At 65.7% G+C, this 17,881-nt stretch carries 14 protein-coding genes and 3 pseudogenes; 7 read left to right on the top strand and 10 right to left on the bottom strand.

Annotation, left to right across the window (positions count from 1 at the left end; genetic code table 11):
- Positions 1-306: 306 nt before the first annotated feature.
- From BN976_RS17210 to BN976_RS17190, 5 genes are all read right to left on the bottom strand, one after another.
- Positions 307-753, bottom strand: a complete 447-nt coding sequence (locus BN976_RS17210) for a macro domain-containing protein (protein ID WP_036372437.1) — start codon at positions 751-753, stop codon at positions 307-309.
- Between the two features lie 122 nt (positions 754-875).
- Positions 876-1,073: a hypothetical protein gene (locus tag BN976_RS17205; RefSeq protein WP_036372433.1), complete on the bottom strand. Its 198-nt coding sequence runs from the start codon at positions 1,071-1,073 to the stop codon at positions 876-878.
- Positions 1,073-1,348: a hypothetical protein gene (locus BN976_RS17200; RefSeq protein ID WP_036372431.1), complete on the bottom strand. Its 276-nt coding sequence runs from the start codon at positions 1,346-1,348 to the stop codon at positions 1,073-1,075. The genes BN976_RS17205 and BN976_RS17200 overlap by 1 nt, the downstream gene beginning before the upstream one ends.
- Positions 1,345-1,653: a hypothetical protein gene (locus BN976_RS17195; RefSeq protein ID WP_145977960.1), complete on the bottom strand. Its 309-nt coding sequence runs from the start codon at positions 1,651-1,653 to the stop codon at positions 1,345-1,347. Before BN976_RS17195 ends, BN976_RS17200 begins: the two co-directional genes overlap by 4 nt.
- A complete protein-coding gene (locus tag BN976_RS17190; protein ID WP_084182318.1) occupies positions 1,650-2,486 on the bottom strand; it encodes a hypothetical protein in 837 nt (278 codons plus the stop codon). The genes BN976_RS17195 and BN976_RS17190 overlap by 4 nt, the downstream gene beginning before the upstream one ends.
- Positions 2,487-3,142: 656 nt before the next feature.
- On the opposite strand from BN976_RS17190, the gene BN976_RS17185 reads away from it, so the two are divergent.
- Entirely contained in the window at positions 3,143-3,946 is an 804-nt protein-coding gene (locus tag BN976_RS17185) for an HNH endonuclease family protein (protein WP_036372426.1), read from the top strand.
- Between the two features lie 77 nt (positions 3,947-4,023).
- On the opposite strand, the gene BN976_RS17180 is transcribed toward BN976_RS17185, so the two are convergent.
- On the bottom strand, positions 4,024-8,298 hold the full coding sequence (locus tag BN976_RS17180) for an FtsK/SpoIIIE domain-containing protein (RefSeq protein ID WP_036372424.1): 4,275 nt from the start codon (positions 8,296-8,298) through the stop codon (positions 4,024-4,026).
- 23 nt (positions 8,299-8,321) lie between these two features.
- Positions 8,322-9,926, bottom strand: a complete 1,605-nt coding sequence (gene eccB, locus BN976_RS17175; RefSeq protein ID WP_235622065.1) for a type VII secretion protein EccB — start codon at positions 9,924-9,926, stop codon at positions 8,322-8,324.
- Positions 9,927-10,115: 189 nt separating this feature from the next.
- Here eccB and BN976_RS34420 point away from each other — a divergent pair, with 189 nt between their 5' ends.
- From BN976_RS34420 to BN976_RS17155, 4 genes are all read left to right on the top strand, one after another.
- Positions 10,116-10,877, top strand: a complete 762-nt coding sequence (locus BN976_RS34420; protein WP_036372418.1) for a hypothetical protein — start codon at positions 10,116-10,118, stop codon at positions 10,875-10,877.
- A gap of 176 nt (positions 10,878-11,053) precedes the next feature.
- Positions 11,054-11,353 (top strand): helix-turn-helix domain-containing protein, encoded by a 300-nt coding sequence (locus BN976_RS17165; RefSeq protein ID WP_051558462.1) that lies wholly within the window; start codon positions 11,054-11,056, stop codon positions 11,351-11,353.
- Between the two features lie 344 nt (positions 11,354-11,697).
- On the top strand, positions 11,698-12,054 hold the full coding sequence (locus tag BN976_RS17160) for a hypothetical protein (protein ID WP_036372416.1): 357 nt from the start codon (positions 11,698-11,700) through the stop codon (positions 12,052-12,054).
- A 459-nt stretch (positions 12,055-12,513) separates the two neighbouring features.
- Entirely contained in the window at positions 12,514-13,617 is a 1,104-nt protein-coding gene (locus tag BN976_RS17155; protein WP_051558461.1) for a GGDEF domain-containing protein, read from the top strand.
- Positions 13,618-13,644: 27 nt separating this feature from the next.
- Here the strand turns inward: BN976_RS17155 and BN976_RS17150 are convergent, their stop codons facing one another.
- The 3 genes and pseudogenes from BN976_RS17150 to BN976_RS17140 all read right to left on the bottom strand — a co-directional run bounded on the left by BN976_RS17150 (position 13,645) and on the right by BN976_RS17140 (position 16,300).
- Positions 13,645-13,956: a hypothetical protein gene (locus BN976_RS17150; RefSeq protein ID WP_036372414.1), complete on the bottom strand. Its 312-nt coding sequence runs from the start codon at positions 13,954-13,956 to the stop codon at positions 13,645-13,647.
- On the bottom strand, positions 13,953-14,246 hold the full coding sequence (locus tag BN976_RS17145) for a heme-binding protein (RefSeq protein WP_051558459.1): 294 nt from the start codon (positions 14,244-14,246) through the stop codon (positions 13,953-13,955). Before BN976_RS17145 ends, BN976_RS17150 begins: the two co-directional genes overlap by 4 nt.
- A gap of 224 nt (positions 14,247-14,470) precedes the next feature.
- Positions 14,471-16,300 (bottom strand): annotated as a pseudogene (locus tag BN976_RS17140) (fatty acyl-AMP ligase).
- Positions 16,301-16,671: 371 nt separating this feature from the next.
- Between BN976_RS17140 and BN976_RS34790 the strand changes: the two are divergent.
- A pseudogene (locus BN976_RS34790) lies at positions 16,672-16,782 on the top strand (TetR family transcriptional regulator); the annotation flags it as partial.
- 80 nt (positions 16,783-16,862) lie between these two features.
- Positions 16,863-17,788: pseudogene (locus BN976_RS17130) on the top strand (IS3 family transposase); the annotation flags it as partial.
- Between the last annotated feature and the right edge of the window lie 93 nt (positions 17,789-17,881).

The following is a 17,881-nucleotide window of genomic DNA, read 5'->3' as shown; positions in this document are numbered from 1 at the left end:
ACGGGAGCGGGAGCCGCCACAGGCGCAGGAGCGGGGGCGGCAACCGGCGCCGGAGCGGCGACGGGAGCGGGAGCGGCCACGGGGACCGGGGCGGGTGCGACGGGGGCGGGGGCGGTCATGTCAGGCTCGTTTCTGTTGCTGTTTCAGTTGCTGTTGCTGTTGCTGATCCGGTGCGGATGCGTAACCGGTGAGCTTCCCCGCTCACAGGCTGCGGAACTCACCCGCACCGGATGGGTGAAGTTGTACTCGGCATCCCCGACAAGCAACGGCGCATGCAACACGTTGCGCTTCGGCGTGTCGCGGCGGCTACACCAGCGTCACCAGCGTCACGGCCACCGGCGACTCTTCGGACACCTCGCGGATGATCGCGACTGCCCGTGCGGGGTCCAGTCCGCCGATGCCTCCGCCTATCAGCGGAACCGCCACCGACCGGATGCCGTGCCCGACAGCCAGTTCCAGGCCAACAGTCAGTGACGACCGCAGCCACTCCTCGGTCGCGTTGGGCCCGGGATGATCCTGGCTGGCGCAGTGGATGATCGCCTTGTCCCCCGGCCCTTGCGGGCAGATCATCGCTCCGCCCGGCGGCAAGTCACCGCGCCGGGCGAGCACCTGGTACTGGTGAATTGCGTTGGGGTGTTGCAACTTCATCACAGCTGCCACGCCAGCACCGGCGACGCCTTTGCAGTTGACGCCGTGCGCGATGGCCTCAGCCGGGTGAGCGAAGAGGTCGCCGATCTCATGGGTAAAGCTCATGTGCGGTCCTTAGTGTCTGTGCAACGTTCGAAGTTTCGACGTTGAGGCCAGCAGTGGTTGATGTGTGCGGCGGGTGGTAGCCGGCGCGGATCAGGACGTGACACCGCGACGGGACGCACCGGTCACGCCGGTTCGTAGCGGTGTGCGGTCGCAGCGTCGATGCATACGCCGCGTCCGTGGTCGAACTCGGCGCAGACAATCGGTCCGGCGGACGGATCGTCGCGTGCGTCAGCCGGCCGGATCTCGTGCACGGTGAGCACCCGGCCCCGGTCGTCGCGGATCCGGTCGCCGACACGGGTGGCATTGACGTCCAGGCCCATCACAGCTGTGCCCTCTGGTCCGCGGTGAACTGATCCCAGGAGCGCCCGGCCAGCCCCAGCGGGACCCGGCCGGCATTCACCAGATCGCTGGCATAGCGGTCCGCGTCGGTGATCTGCTCAGTGCTCGCACCGGCAGCCAACGCCCGGTCACGCAGCTGCAGCCGCACCGATTCCGCACCGACACGGTTCTCCCAGCTTCGTTCGTGTGGCAGCCGGGAGAACCAGCACGCACCCCCGTACTCGTTGAGTGCACGCTGCAGTTCGGACAAGGTCACAGCTGGATACTCCGGCGCGGTAACCCCGTGTCCGGGTCGACAACCATCGTGATGACCAAGTCAGCAGCGTCGACGTCCCACGCAAAAGACACGTCACCGTCACTCCAGAGCTTGAACAGTCCAGCTGATGTGTATATATCCGTGATGACGTCGACGGCTTTCTCGAGTTCCCCCCGAGAAATTGCCTGATCTCCCGCTGCCCCAACGATCTCGCGGATTGCGCGGATCATCAGATGATTTGGAAGCTCCAACTCCGGCCCGCCGTCATCACGACCACCCTCGACGGGGTTACCACGGGGAGTCACGCGGCACCTGTCTCTTCGGCATCCACCGCCGCGTCGTCGTCCCGGCTGTCCTGTGTGTCGTCGCCTGCTCCGCCGCTGTCCCCGAGCGTGGTGGCCACCGCAACCTCGGGGTCCTCGACGTCGAGATCCGGGTGGTAGGCGTGCGCCGCAAGCACCGCGCGGAACACACCCGCACACGTGACGGTCACGATCGAGGCCGGATGCGCGCGGGTGTAGATCTCCACGGGCTCTTTGAATACCGCCGCGATCGCACCGACTTTCTTGATGGTCTCGGCGGTGAACGCCTGCACCTTCCCCACCTTGAGCGGGGCATTGCTCATATCGTCCCCAGCGCCGCGCGCACCCAGAATCTCGCGGGCACCTTTGGCCTGCAACGTCTTGAGCACCGAGCGGATCGGGAAGTCGTCGGCATCCTGCAGCGGGATGTAGTGGCGGGAGTCCGCCTCGCCCAGTGCGCCGTCGGTCAGAGTGCGCATCAGCAGCGTCGATCCCTCATCGACCACCGACAGCTCCACCTCGGTGGAGGCCTCCTTGTCCTTTTTCTTCACGGCGGAAGCCGCACCTCGGGCCGCCGACAGCAACTGGTTGGCCTGGTCGAGTGAGAACTTCACCAGCGGCAGGTCGCCGTCGCATTCGAATATCGCCTGTCCCGGACTGATGCCGTCAGAAGCAAGGAACGCCAACGAGTTCTGTGAGCCGACCTCGGCTGTCTCCACGCGTGCGGTGCCGAGCAGCACGGCGGCGTGCGTGGGGTCGTCGTTGCCGGCGAAGGCCATCACTTTCGCTGCTGACAGACCTTTGACGAACGCCTTGTTGTCGATCACGGCTGTCATCGCCGGACCACCTTTCGGTTGCTGCGGAGTGTGCGGCGGCTGCACTGCGCGAGACCGCCGACGCCGCGGTGCTCGTGTGCCCGCGGTGCGCGCAATCTAGGACCGACGCAGGGCCGGAGCGGGTCTGCGGCGCGACTGCCCCCGCGCCGGCGCCCTCACACGGTGTGCGGCAGTCAAAAGCGCGCTCAAGAGCACCCCACACGAGCTGCTATCCGCCGACCGGTTCCCGCCGGGCTCCGTCACCGGGCCTTGCGTCGCCAACGTGCGTGCGTACGGGCCCGACACCTGTCGGCGCCGCGATGCTCCAACCCGCGCTCCAACCGGCACTCAGAACTTCGCTCAAACAGGCACTCAAAATCGCACTCAATCAGTGCCTCAAAGTAGTCCTCATAGTCGCTATCAGTGCCGCCGTACAGTGCATACAAGCAGCTCACCGCCGTGCCCCGGTGACGCTTCCGAATGCGTAGACCTGCATCCCGGGCGGTATACAGACCCACCACCCGGGGCGCAGGCGATCCGCGAACGCCGATGCGCGCACCACCTGAAACCGGTGCCGCGGCTGGATGCCGAATGACGGGGACGTGACAGTTCCCGAGCGCGGCCGCCGTCGCGCCGCGCTGGGGCCGCAACGGCAGCGGCGGCCACACTGCGCGGCCATGGGAACACCGAATAAGACCTCCGGCATCGTCTCTACCCTGCTGCAGCTGGCGTTGATCGGGTTGATCATGGTCGTGACCGCCGTCGTGCTGTTCGGATCACTGGCCGGCACTGCGGTTCCGGTGATCGGGCCGGCCATCTCAGCAACCCGCGAATGGATCGCAGGCAGTGGAGATGAGCAGGAACCGGCCGGCAACGCAGTTCCGCCCGGCTCCGCTGGCGCGCCGATGGCTTTAGGCGGAACAAGCACCCCCAGCTCCGACCCGTCCACCCTCGTGGTCGCCCCGCAGGCATCCATGAACGGCTACGCCCGCGTACGGTTCGGTCAGGCGTGGACCGATGACGTCGATGTCGAGGGCGGGAATAACAACTGCGACACGAGGAACGACATCCTCGCCCGCGACTTGACCGCGGTGACCACACTCGACGGGTGCAAGGTCGCCTCTGGAACATTGGTCGATCCCTACACCGCGGAGATCATCGGCTTCATGCGCGGGAAAGACACCTCAGCGGCGGTACAGGTCGATCACATCGTGGCCCTGGCCAACAGCTGGGTGTCCGGGGCGTGGACGTGGGACCTGCCCGCGCTCAAGCAGATCGCCAACGACCCCCTCAACCTCTTGGCGGTCGACGGGCCGGCCAACATGGGCAAGGGTGCCAAAGCAGCTGACGAGTGGCTGCCGCCCAACCCCGCGTTCCAGTGCACCTACGTCAAGCGTCAGGTCATGGTGAAGAACAAGTACCGCCTCAGCGTCACGGCCCCGGAGAAAGCTGTGATGGAGCGCTTTCACGGTCAGTGCTGAGTATCTGAGACCACAACGATCAGCGCCCGCCCCGGACTCCGGGACGGCCGCTGAGTCTTTGCAGGTGGCGTGGATCCCTATCCCGCCGCGGGCACGTCGTTGAACCGGGCGGCGACCGCATCGACATCGATGTGTGCGGTCTGCACCATCACGTGGTCTTCGGCGTCCACAATCAGGCGGCCCTGACCGGCGCGCCACCGTGCCGGCTTGAGGTTAAATGCCTGCGCGACGGGCAGACCCGAGGCCGGAGCGCCGGCCAACTGCAGGATCGGCGCCATCAGCGACTCCCGCAGCGCGAGCAGCAGTGCCGAGGCTTTCACCCGATCGGCGAACCCGGTGCCGTCGGAGAGGATGAAGTGAACACCGAGATCGGTGCCGGTCGCCAGCAGCCTGCTCACCGATTCTCCGCCGACCTCCACTTCGTCGAACGCCGTCTTGGCCGCGTAGCCGCTGGCGATGGAGGCGAAGTTGTCGATGAACACGTAGACCTCCGGACCGGTGAAGTACGTCCGGTTGCGCAGCTGATCGGAGGTCGCGTCGTCACCGGGACGGCGCGAAACCATCAACCGCACCAGCATCTCGGCGACTGCATCAATGTCCTCGCGGCTGGCGACATACCCGGGCGGACGCTTGCGCACCTGCACCGGCTTGCCGTCGGCGTCGAGAACCGTTGCGCCGCTGGAATCCACCTTGTCGACGAACTTGGCGCGCTGCATGTACCCGCGCTCGTAGAGGCGGTCGCGTTCGCCGAGCATTTGGCGCAGGGGGTCGATGACGATGATCACCGCATCCTTGGGAGCGAACTGGCGCATCACGGATTCCATGACCGATCGCAGCGCGTTGGTCTTACCCGACTCCTTCTCGCCATACACCAGCAGGTTCTGTGAGAAATTCGGCACCGGCGCCAAGGCCAAGGTGTCCATGCGGCTACCCAGCGGCATGATGGTGCGTGCCGGATGCCGACCGAAATCGACCATCGGCTCGAACACCGACCAGATCGTCTCGTAATCGATCACCGCATCCGCCGGCAGCACCGCGGGCACCTTCTCCTCGGCGTAAACGGCTGCGAGGTCCCCGCACAGCATGCGGATCTCCTCACCGTGATCGACCACATCGAACACCGGCATGCCTTTGTCCTCGCGGTCCGGCTCGATCGCCCGGTTGATCGGGACAACCGTGCGCGCCTGCAGCGAAGTGGCCGCATCGAACGACCGCCCCGGCTGATCCAGCGGGATACGGTCGGCCAGTGTCATGCGCACCTCCGGCGGCACCTTGGCGCCGGAGTAATCGGTTGAGGGGAGCTGCACTCCGCCTTTGACCTCCACCGAGTAATGCGTCACGTTGCCGGCGTTGGCCGAGCCCTGTGAGTCGGCGGTGTAGACCAGATGCACCCCGACCGCGCCACCGCCATCGAGAATCGGGCGCAGCAGCTTGGCCCGTTCCTGGCGATCCTCGCCGAGGAACTCGCCGATGCCGTCGATGGCAACAATCACGTAGCCGTACGGATCGCCAGGCACCGGGTCCTGATCTTTGGACGCCAGATACGCGTCCATGGACGGGACTTCGCGGTCCACCATGACCTCGCGGCGCAGATCGATCAGCCGCTGCGATTCGCCAAGGATCCGCGCCACCGTTTCGCCGTCACCGGGACGAGCGTATGCCGCCACGTTCGGGCTGTTGCGGACCTCCCCCAGTTTGCCGGTGCCGTAGTCCGCCAGCATGAACGCCAGCCGCGACGGGCCGTGCTGAACACAGCCGCAGATCACCAGCGTCTGCAGCAGCGTGGTGCGCCCGGACTTGCCGGCCCCGGCGATCACCTGATGCGCCACGCTGCCACCGAAGTCGATCATCCACGGAAGGCGGGTGTGCTTCTCGGGGGCGTCGAGGTCGCCGATACGGATACGCAGCCCCTGCTGCTGGCGCTGCAGTCCACCCAGCGTCGGAAGGCTCAGCGGTTCCCGCAGTGAAGGCTTCCACAGATCCAGAGTCCGCATGTCACGCAGCCGCGACACCTTCTCCAGGAGCACATCGGCCATCTTCTCGCCCAGCTGCTCCTCACGCGTCTCGACTACCTCGCCCTCGATCACGGGGGTGAAGCCGCGCTCGGTGAACAGCGTGAACGGAACCACCGGATCCGCCACCACGTCGTGGCTGTCGTTGACGGTCCGGGCCCGTTCGATCACCGTGCGCCGGATGTAGGGAGCTTCGTGGTGGAACGCGGCCACTTCCACTGGGCCGTGGTCGGAGGAAAACTTGCGCAGGATCTTGCCTTTGAGCTTGCCGCCGACCATCGTGGCCGCTGCGTCGGTGCCGATCATCGCGATCGAGTGCTGCGGGGAGTTGACCGAAAGCGAGTACCGGAAGCTCAGGTGTTCGAAAAGATCACCGAGCACCGACTTGTCGATGAACTGGCTGCACATCACCAGGTGCATGCCCAGCGAGCGGCCGACGCGACCGACGCGGGTCAGCAGCTCGAGGTAGCCCGGCCGGTCTTTGAGAAATTCGCCGAACTCGTCGATGATGACGATCAGATCAGGCAGTGAAGGCCAGTCCGGATCGTTGGGGTGCTTCTGCTGCTGTTCGCGATACTCGAAGATGTCCTTGCACCGCCTCTGGGTCGTGATGAACTCTTCGCGACGGTCCACCTCACCGTTGATCACCGCGCCGAGCCGGTCCACCAGCTCCATGGCGTTCTCCAGATTGGAGATCGACGCCACCGTGTGTGGCAGGTTCTCCATCCCCAGGAACGTCGCACCACCTTTGAAGTCGGCCAGGATCAGCGCCACCTTGTCCGGACCGTAGATGGCCACCAGCGCCAGCACGATGGCGCGCAGGAAATACGACTTACCCGAACCGGTGCGCCCAGCCACGGCGCCGTGGGGACCGTTGCCGCTGCGGTTCTCCTCATAGAAGTTCACGTAGCTCAGCTCCGGGGTCAGCACATCCCCGGCACGCTGATAGCCGAACGGCACTTTGATCTCATCAGTGAAGGCGTTGCGCTTCCAGACCTCGATGACGTCGTGAGTCTCGATGTCACCGATCTGCAGCGCCTCGAAGAAGTCCGCGATGTGCTCAGGTGTGTCATCGACCACCGCGCCGCCGACACCGTAGTTGCGCGGCCGGAACATGTACATCGCCCGGGCGAATGTCTCCGCCGCGACGACCGACACCGAATCGGCTGCAGCGGCATCGAAGTCCTCCACCGTGGAGACCCGGCCGTCGCGCAGCAGGATGCGGCTCTTGAGATCAGAGACCAGATCGGTGCCGTACCGAACCACCAGCCAGGTCATTCCCGTCACACCGCCGGCCATGTTCGCCGGCCACGACACCACCGCGTTGGGGGTGTCAATGATCAGCAGCAGATGCGGGGGCTTGGCGCCTTCGGCGGGATCCCGCATCCGCTCGATCTGGGCGGCATGACGTACCGCGAACTCATCGAGGCTGCGCCAACTCAGCTGCCGCGCGCCCAGTCCCTTCTCGACTTTGGTCACATCCTCGTTGTGGGCCAGCCACTTCAACCATTCCCACTCCTGCGGATCCTCGGTGACCACACCGATGTTCAGATCGCTGGGCTTGTGGTTGAACGCCAATGACATCAGCATTGCCCGGACCAGACCACCGCGGTCGGCGGATTCCTCACCGCGCAGCGCATAGGCCGGGAACTCGTTGAGGCGGACGTCGATCGGCAGGTTGGCCACCACCGACAGCGTCTGCATCGCCCGCTCGTAGCGCACCATCGTGGTGGGCTCCAGCATTTCGGGAACCACATCGGGAGCGGGGATCAGCTTCGGATACAGCGGCGCCATCCCGATGCCGATCCGCGCCCGCAGATACGGGTTGGACGTCAGATTCCGGACGTCGGGGTCGGTTTCGTCTTCGGGGGCAACCACTCTGCCGATTTCCGGGTTCGGGTCGGCCTGCCACATGTCGTCGGTGCCCACCAGTGACAGAAGATCCCCCGGATGCGGGAAACAGGCGGTACGCAGATCGTGCATTGCCCGACCCTGCTCGTAGACCTCGGCGCGCTGCTCGCGCAGCTCCAGGTCGTACTCTTCGATCTCCTGCTCGATGTCGTTGTTGGTGGAATTCTGCCCGCGCATCTGCGTGAGCATCATGACCAGCATCATCAACATCATCGGCATCGTGAACAGCATCGAGGTGAGCGCGCGGGCGCCCAGAAGCGCGAACATGACGAACATGCCGAGCATCGCCAGGATCATCACGAACGGCAACGCCTTCATCCACAACGGCCGGCGGTCCGGCTGCGGCGCGGCCAGCGGTTCTTTGATCTGCACACCGGTCGGCGCCAGCGACACCGCCGGCCGGGGCGGCGCCCGGAAAATCGAAAACATCAGATGAGTCCTTTCAGTGGATGTCAGGCGCCGGGCTCGGCTGCGAGTTCGGCATTTGATTCGGCATCGGGGTCAGCATCGGGGTCGGCGGCCTGCTGCGGGTCCGGTTCAGGCGGGCGCTGACCTTTACTGGTCGGAGGATTGGGCACCTGTGAGTGCGGTACAAGCGTTCCCTGCATCACCTGTGCGTTCTTGATCGACAAGGTGGCTCCCGGTGCGTAAAGCTTGGCCACCGCCCACGGGATCGGGGTCGGTGCGATGGTGTCGAATCCCAGTGCTTTGACCGTGGGGTCATAGGACACCTCACCGGCCGAAGATCCGACCACCGCATCGATCGGGTACCGGGTGCCGTTCGGATCGATCCACATCAGCTGCTCGGCTGCCACGGAATCGGTGGCATCACCGGTGGTGCGGGCATACCAGCCGAACCCGGGCAACGTGATCGAATCTGAGGCCTGCTCAGCGGTTCCGTCGTTGGGAAGCAGGTTCACCGCCGACGCGCGTCCCGCTTCGGTCAGCGGCATCCGCGCGTTGGTGAAGATCCGCGTCGAAGCGGTCAGTTCGCCACGGGATTTCGCCCAGCTCCAGCACAGTGCCGGCTCGGCGATCATGGTCGGCACCGCCGACGGGAAACGGGAATCGTCGACGATGGTCACATGCTGCTGAGCCTGTACCGTGGCCGGATCGTCGACGAGCCGCTGTGCCGAACCGGTGTTGATCATCATCTGGGCCAGCACCGGGGAGACCTGCTGCACCCCGGAGGATCCGACCAGATAGAACGAGCGAGCGCCCGAGGCAGTGGCCACGGTCAGCACGTCTCCGATCGCCGACCCGGTTACCACGGGGCTGGGCTGTCCGCGGTCGACGAGGGCCGGCGCGGTGAGCACCGGTGACGGGCTGATCGCTCCAAGTAGTGCCGAGGAGACGGTCACCGCCGTATCGATCAGCGCGGGGGTCAGACCGAGCGCGGCCTGCGCGGCGTAGTCGGTACGACCAACCTCGGCTCGCGTGTCTCGGTAGAGCAACCACAGCTTGGACGGGTCGGTCACCGGCTTGACCAACACTGCGCGGTTGTCACCGAGATCGGTTCCGCCGTCGAGCATGTCCGAGCCGGCGATCACCGCGGTGGTGATGTCGCCGGAGCGCAGCAGCGACAGCGGGACAGCGGTATCGCGCCAGTCGCACACCGTCCACGTCGCGGTGTCGTCGGTGCGCGGTGTGAGCAGGTTGGGCGCGTTCGGAATCCCCATGAGGGGCCCGGTCGGCATGCTGCGCAGCGCGGTGTCGGTGACCACCTTGGCCTCGTCGGGGTTGCCGACGATCAACCGCGCGGATGCGAGGTTGGTCACCGGGTGCAGGCGGCCGTTGAACTGAACGAACATGCCACCGCTTCGGGTGGTCATGATCGACGCGACACCGGCATCGGGCTTGGGACTGATCAACGATGCGACGAATGCTGCGACCAGGATCAGCACCCCCAGCACCATGCCGACGCTCATGCCGCCGCGAAGCCGGGTCAGCGGCGAACCGAGCCCGCGCACGTCCTGGCGTGAGAGCGCCTCGTCCACGCGATTGAGTTCGCGCTTGAACCCCTTGATCTGGCGTGGGGTTGTCAGATACCACGGCACCTGATGTCTCCTTGCTTGTCCGGCCCGCAGCTGCTCGCGGGACCTTGTCGGCTCCGAGGGTGGCCAATCGGCAAAAGAACACGCCGCCGGGGCGCGACTGGGCGCGACTGGGCCCCCGGCTGCGCCAGCGTCCTCGGCGTGTCTGCCGCAGCTGTCCGGAGAGTCGTCTGCCGTCGATACGGTGCGCGCATGAATAGCAGCAGCCGCCGGTTCAGCTGCGCCCCTGCGGTGATCGGCGCCGATTCCACCGTCGGGTTCGGTGACGCCGGCCCGGACACCGACTGGCTGAGCGGCCACGAGCGCAACGCGCGTGCCGCCGGTCAGACTCTGCGGGCGGATGCGTTGGCATGGCTGATCGCGGAGTTCGATCTGCGGGTGGTGCTGTTCCCCGAGGCGACCGCCGTCGACGTTGACCCGGACCTGCGGCCACGGGTGTGCGCGTTGGTGGGCAGTTACCGGTTCTTCGAATTCGCTGCGGCCAGAGAGGAACGGCGAGCCCACCGCGGCGCGGTGCTCACCGAGCACAGATTGATCCGCGAGCACGGATTCGCTTATAGCGCCGGCTACAGCGACCAGAACCCGACCTACGACAAGGTCGCAGCCGACGAGATCCATGCCTGCATGGGCAACTTCCTGGGGGTGGTCGGGTACGCCCCCGAGTTCGATGCGGCACCGGCGCTGTCTCGCTGGACCGACACCGTCGACAGCGACGTCCCCGAGGAACTGCAGGAGTTCACCGCGGAATACCTCGCGACGTTGCGGGCGATCGAGGAGCTTCCGGCATCCCACACCGAGGCGTTGCAGGCGTACTCGCGGGCGCTGGCCGCCGTGTACAGCGCCCCGGCGGCGCAATTCGAGGCCGCAGCTGGGCGTGCACACGCGTGGCACGTGGTGCTCCGTGACGAACGGTGCCGGTCCGTCCCAGAGGCGCAGGCAGCAGCGCGCGACTGACACAGGCCGGCCGACGGTATTCAGCCATGGACGGCCAGTCAACGCAATGCCGCGTCACCGGGCGCCCAGACGCATGAACACCGGCACGCCGAATCCGGCTTGCGCGATGCAGCGCCAGACCGTCACACAACTTCTCCTGCTATTCTCCATTTTAGAGAACTATGTGAGGAGGAGTCATGGGCGACAACACCAACGGCACCATTGCCGAGCCACTGCGCTACAGCAGCACCGTCACCGACGTCGCGATCGGCGCAGCCATCCGCCGGCGACGCCTCGCCGCGCGGATGCAGCTCGACAAGCTCGCCGACAAGGCCGGGGTGAACCTCAAAGTCATGTCGCGCATCGAACTGGGACAGCGGCCCTGCCGGGTACCGGAAATGGTCAGCATCGCGTGGGCGCTACGCCTGTCACCCCAGACGCTGATCAAAGAGGCCACCGAGGTCCGGGCCGCCGATACCGCGAGCCGAGCCAGCTGACCAGGGTGAACATGGCCGCGCCGCGCCGAGCCACCGCGACTGGTCCGACACTCAGCTGGATCGGGCAGCTCGGACTCTCGCTCGTGGATCTGCTGCTGTCGCCGTCGCTGCCGGCCAGGCCGTGTCCACAGTGTGGGGCACCGATTCCCGGCGGACCGAAACCCTGGCCGCGCTGCGGCTGCAGCGCGACGGTGCGCTGACCGCTTGGCGGTGCCGGGACGTGACAGTCACCTGCGCCTGCGCCGCTGTGGATCGAACTCGCGAGTGCCAGGCACCGGCCATCGGCGCTGACGCACGTGCATATACTTCACGCCGCCGCTGAGCCAACCGAACAGGAGCAGTACATGCCGCTACGGACGTTTCTCGGACTGGTGGGCGCCGTCGGCCTCATCGCCGGAGCGCTGGCCCTCCTGCTCCCGATCAACCTCCATGACGAAGCCACATCCAGCGAGGTGCGGTGCAGCCAACCGTTCTCCATCGAACTCAGCCATGCGCGGCTCCTGGACAAAGAGAGCGCCGAGAGCTGGCGCAACCGGACTCCGACCGATCACGTGGGTGAGTGCAAGTCCGCCGCCACGTTCCGGAAAGCGTGGGGCACCCCCGCACTGATCATTGGTGGTATCCTGCTCGCCGGAGCCGTCCTCGTCCGTCCCGCCGGCACGCCCAAGACCGCTGAGCCACCGGCGGCGAACAACCCCTGACCTGCTCCACGCGCCAACTCCGCGACCTGTCACTCCGCCGCGGTCATCGCTCCGGTCGCGGCGCAACATCCGCCACCAGCTGCGTTCCTGGGCCAAGTACGCCGCAACCCGCGGTGGGAGAGCCGGCACGGCATCGGGGATCGTTGATGTCCATGCGTGATTGGACGCAGCGGAGGGCGGTTCGGTTCCAACGTTGACGCGATCACCTGACGCTGATCCGCACCGCTACGACCGGAGCCGCGCCCGCGCACCTTGCCCACCCCGCATGAGGTCGACACGGCGGAACTAACTGACGCATGAGATAGTTTTGCTGGCAAGTGGCGAAGCTGCGCCTTTGACGGGGGTCGATCGGCTCGTGTTGTCACTGCACGCAGGATCCACGAGATAGCTGCACAACGGGTGCCACGGGAGGGTTGTCGGGTGCGAGTCCGAGCACAGGCGCGTGAGAACCGTGCGTGCATGCGGGTTGTCGCCCGGTGGTGGCGTGAACCGGTGGACTATGCCGGATACGTCCGCTACTTTGCCGACCGCGACCTCGCCAGGGCCATACAACTCACCATCAGCGGCATCCTCGGATGCGTCTCCGTCTTCGCCATGATCGGACTGCTGCCCGCGGCTGCCCCTTCTCCCACCTCGATGACCATCGTGTTCCTGTTCGCCGGGATCGGTCTGTTCTGGTCGGTGATGTGGTGGGCCCGTCCGTGGCCGACACACTGGCAATCACGCGCTTTCATCGTGTCAGCCGACCTCGGGATCGCCGCGATCGCACTGATGAGTTCGAACTGGCTCGTCGGCCTGTTCGCCTACCACTGCTTTGCCTTGGTCTCGGTGTACCTGGTGTTCCTCGACGGGCCAAAGCCACTCGCCGCGCACAACGCAGTCGTCCTGAGTGCCCTCATCGTCTTCATCGTTCTCAACATCCACGAGGGCAGAATCGACGGAACCTCCGCCGCCATCATCTTCTCCGCTGCAATTCCCATCGCCACGGTGACAGTGGTGCTGCTGGTCGGCATCCAGCTGCTCCGCAACGATGCCAACAAGTCGACCACCGATCCCATGACGGGCCTACTGAACCGTCGTGGGCTGTATCTGCACTTCCGAGGACTGCTGACCCGCAACGAGACACCCGGGCAGTTCATGACGGTCATCCTCGCCGACCTCGATCAGTTCAAAGCCATCAACGACACGTTCGGCCACGCCGAGGGCGACAGCGTCCTCGTTCGCAGCGCTCAACGCATCAGAGCCGCTGTCAGCAGTAACGCGCTGGTGGCCCGCACAGGTGGCGAGGAATTCGTCGTCGTCGACATCACCGCGCCCGGCCGAGACAACCACATCGCAGAGGCCATCAGGCTCGCGCTCACCGAAGCCGATGACGTGCCGGCGGTCACCGCCAGCCTGGGCGTGCACAGCCGCGAATGGGCTCATCTCACCAATCTGGATGCCGACCTGTCGCGGTTACTCGACGATGCGATCACGTGTGCCGATCAGGCGATGTTTCGCGCAAAACGCGCCGGTGGCAACACCATCAGCAGCGATGGACAATCGAATGCCGATGAGGCGTGAATCTCCGCGGCCGAATGGAGTCGGGGGTCAATTGCATCCCCCGGCGGAGACCCATCGTCCGTTGTAGCCGATGCAGCCGCTGACATTCGAGCCAGGCGGTGGCGGTGGTGGCGGGTCTTCGGGCAGCGGGGCGTAGTAGGCCGGAGGCGGGACGTAGGGGGCCACTGCGTCGGCGATGTTGACACATCCTCCCACTGAGATCCGGCGCCCGGCGCTGGCGCACACGTCGGCAAGGGCGGTGCCGGCGGGAGCGGCCAACACGATGACGCCGGGCAATGTCAAGAGCGCGAGCGCCACCGTCGCGATGCGGGCCCGGATCGACCCACGTGATCTGTTCACGGTTGTTGCCCTCCAAACAGGTTGGGTTCGCCGTATCCGCAGCGGTTGCGGAAATCGACCAGCGGCTGGCGGATACCCCTGAGTTCAGCGTGCTCCTGCGGATGAGTGTCGAAATAGCCTCTGGTGGACTGGGGCACCTCCTCGTGGGGCGGGCCGTGCAGCCCGGTGAAGAATCCGTTCAACTCGGGGTGAGTGAACAGGTACACCGAGCTAGCCGCGGCGCGACCCCGGACGCGATGCCGGGCGCAGATGTCGGCGTGTGCAGCCGGTGCGGCGACGATGGGGATCACCGCACGGCCAGCGGAGCAGCGACGACCGTCGCGGCGGCCAGCAGTTTCGCTGTGCGTTTTCTCCTGGGGTTCTCCTCGGTGGCGTCCTCGACAAAGCAGGCTTAGGTGCAGGCGGCGTGCTCGGTGCGGATGCGGTGCGGCTTGCGCTGCGAACTTCTCGGCGCAGCAGCGTGCGTGCTGGGTCGCTTCCGGGCGCGGAGGCCAATCCGACAATTCTGGGGCTTCTAGTCGAACGCGCCGGCCAGGTACTGCGCTCGGGACGCGGTACGGGCGAGCTTGCCCGACGTCGTGCGCGGGATGCGTCCGGCGGCCACGAGTCGCATGTCGGTCACTCGAACCTGGTGCTGCTTTGACACCGCTGCGCGGACCGCCGCGACGACCGGCTCGGGCGCCGAGCGCCCGGAACCTGCGGCGCGCTCGGCCACCACCACGAGCTGCTCGCCCGAACTACCAGGCACCGCGAAGGCAACCACATAACCCGAACGCACGGCAGACGAAGCACGGCTTACTGTCGCTTCGATGTCCTGCGGGTAGTGGTTTCGCCCATCGACGATGACGAGGTCCTTGATCCGGCCTGTCACGAACAGCTCACCGTGGACATACACGCCGAGATCGCCTGTGGCCAACCACAGTGCATTGTCCTGGGCGCCCTCGGCGTGGCTGCCGACGGGCTGGCGGACCTGCAGCTTGTTACCGAACACCTTCGCCGACTCGTCCGGTCGGCCGAAGTAGCCGCGACCGATGTTATTGCCGTGCAACCAGATCTCGCCCACAATGCCGTCGGCCGCTTCATCGCCGTCTGGGGTCACGATCGTCACCCACTGGTTGGGGATCGCCCGACCGCACGACACGTGTGCCACCGCGCCGTCAACCTCGGAATCGACGACAACGGCGCGGCCGGCGGCGAGCGCGGCCCGGTCCAAATAGGTGGCGCGCGGCTTCTGGCTGGGGGCGATGCTGGCCACCGACAGGGTGGCCTCAGCCATGCCGTAGGACGGCTTGACTACCGTCTCGGGCAGCCCGTATGGGGTAAACGCCGCCATGAACTGCTCGATGGACCCGAGTGTCACCGGCTCGGACCCGTTGAGCAGGGCCACCACATTGCTCAGGTCGATGGCTTCGCCCATCGGCGGCAGGCCGCGCTGTGCGCACAACTCGAAAGCGAAGTTCGGGGCCGCGGCGAAGGTGCGACCGTGGGCAGCCTCGTCGGCCAACTGTTTGATCCAGCGGTAGGGGCGGCGGAGGAACGCCATCGGGTCCATCAAGTTGATGTGACCACCGCACAGCGCTGGGAACACGATCATGACCAGGCCCATGTCGTGGTAGAGCGGCAGCCAACTCACGCTGCGGACGTCGGTGTCCAAGTCGCCGGCCAGGATCATCTGGATGACATTGGTGCACACATTGCGGTGGGTGATCTCCACACCGGCCGGGGTGCGCGTCGAACCTGACGTGTACTACAGATAGGCGATGTCATCGGTGGCGCTAGACGGGCCGACGTATGACTGCGCCAGGGTGTCCGGGACAGCGTCTACCGCGATCACCCGCGGACGTTGAGCGGCGGGGAGCGTCCTGATGAAGGTGCGGACCGATTCGGCCGCGGCAGTCGTGGTGAGCACGACTGCCGGCTGGGCATCGGACAGTACCGCCGCGAGGCGTTCGGTGTGACCGGCCAGGGTCGGCGCGAACAGCGGGACGGCGATGTTGCCGGCGTGGACAGCGGCGAAAAATGCCGCGACGTACTCGACGCCCTGCGGCGCGAGGATCGCGACGCGGTCGCGGGGTTCGGTCACCTGTTGCAGTCGGGCGGCGACGGCATTGACCTGTGCCCACAGCCCGTTCCAGCTGAGTCCCACAATCTGCCCATCGGGATTCTGCGAGTAATCGATGAACTGATATGCAGGCTGATCGCCCATCGCAGCACGGTTACGCTCCAGAAATGCGGTGAGGGTGACGCCGTCGGGGATGGTGATACTGCCGTCCACACCGATGTAATCGTCGACCGATCTCACCTGATCAACAGCAGTGTTGCTCAATGCTTCCCGCGTCGTCATGTCCATGTCATTCCTTAACCATCACAGGGGCAGATGCCTGGTTGGCAAGCGCACAAGCCGTTCGATCCCTTCGCTTCTTTACTCGCTCGATAGACCCGCGTGCGTGGTAATTGATTGGCCTAGCCAACAGGCACCGCGGTGCCGAACATTCCCAGCATCTGCACGCACCAGCCTTCCCGGTGGACTGATCGGCGTTGTTAGTCGCAGCACTTACTACAACTTGCCATATGGCAAGTTAAGTTAGCGTTTGCAGCTAGTATGGGGCAAGTGGACCGAGAGTTATGGACGTCACATCCGGCACCCTCGCGCAGCACGACACATGCGGCGCGAACCGCCGCAGCCGAACTTTCAAGACGATTGGTGCAGAACCTATGTCGCGACAACGTGGATCCGTACGCGGACGAATCTTGGAAACGGCCATGGAACTATTCGGCGAATACGGCGTCAACGGCACAACCCTGCAGATGATTGCCGATCGCCTCTGAGGTGAGCCCCCTGTAGTGGTCCAGTCGTTGTGCGACTCTGTTGCCCGAGTGTTCGGGCAGGAAGAATCACCAACGACATGGCATCGAACAAGCGGCGGCGGCATACGCCGGATCAGATCATCCGCAAGCTCGCCGAGGGCAACAAGCTGCTCGGCTCCGGTCAGGAGCTGGCCGAGGTGTGCCGTCATCTGGAGGTCGCCGAATCGACGTGGCATCGCTGGGTGGCTCAGTACGGCGGCATGAAGGCCAATGACGCCAAGCGGCTCAAGGAGCTCGAGGCCGAAAACGCCCGGCTCAAGAAGCTGGTGGCCAATCAGGCCCTCGACATCGACATGCTTAAGGAGATCGGGTCGGGAAACTTCTGACCCCGAACCGCAAACGCCGCGCAGCGACCATGCTGCGTGAGCGGTTCGGGGTGTCCGAACGCCGCGCCTGCACCGTTGTAGGCCTGCACCGCTCCACGATGCGGCTGACGCCATCACCGGTCACCACCGAGGAGTCCGAACTGCGGGCCTGGCTTCGCCGGTTCTCCACCGACCGGCCTCGCTGGGGATGGCGCCGCGCTGCCAAGATGGCCCGCCGGGCGGGCTGGCAGGCCAACAACAAGCGCATCCGCCGGCTCTGGCGCGAAGAGGGCCTACGGGTCCCGCAGCGCCGCCGCAAGAAGCGGCTGACCGGCATCGGGGTGGCCGTGGGCGCGATGTCGCCGATCCGTCCGAACGTCATCTGGGCGATGGACTTCCAGTTCGACACCACCGCCGACGGCCGCGCCCTCAAGATGCTCAACGTCATCGACGAGTTCACCCGGGAAGCCCTGGCCATCGAAGTCGACCGGTCCATCAACGCCGACGGTGTCGTCGCCGTGCTCGATCGGCTGGCCCTCATCCACGGGGCGCCGCACTATGTGCGTTTCGACAACGGGCCAGAGTTCGTGGCGCACGCTGTGGCCGATTGGTGCCGATTCAACAGTGCCGGTTCACTTTTCATCGATCCCGGCTCACCACTCTTAACCGGCTAATCCGGGTGACTCGGATGGGGGGAACTGCCCATTTCCTCCAGTTTTGCGCCCGGATCGAGCCAGATGCGATATGCACAT

The sequence above is a fragment of the Mycolicibacterium austroafricanum genome, assembly GCF_000612725.1.
GTDB lineage: Bacteria > Actinomycetota > Actinomycetes > Mycobacteriales > Mycobacteriaceae > Mycobacterium > Mycobacterium austroafricanum.
The sequence above is the reverse complement of the archived record's forward strand: the minus strand, read 5'-3'. Positions and strand labels throughout refer to the sequence as shown.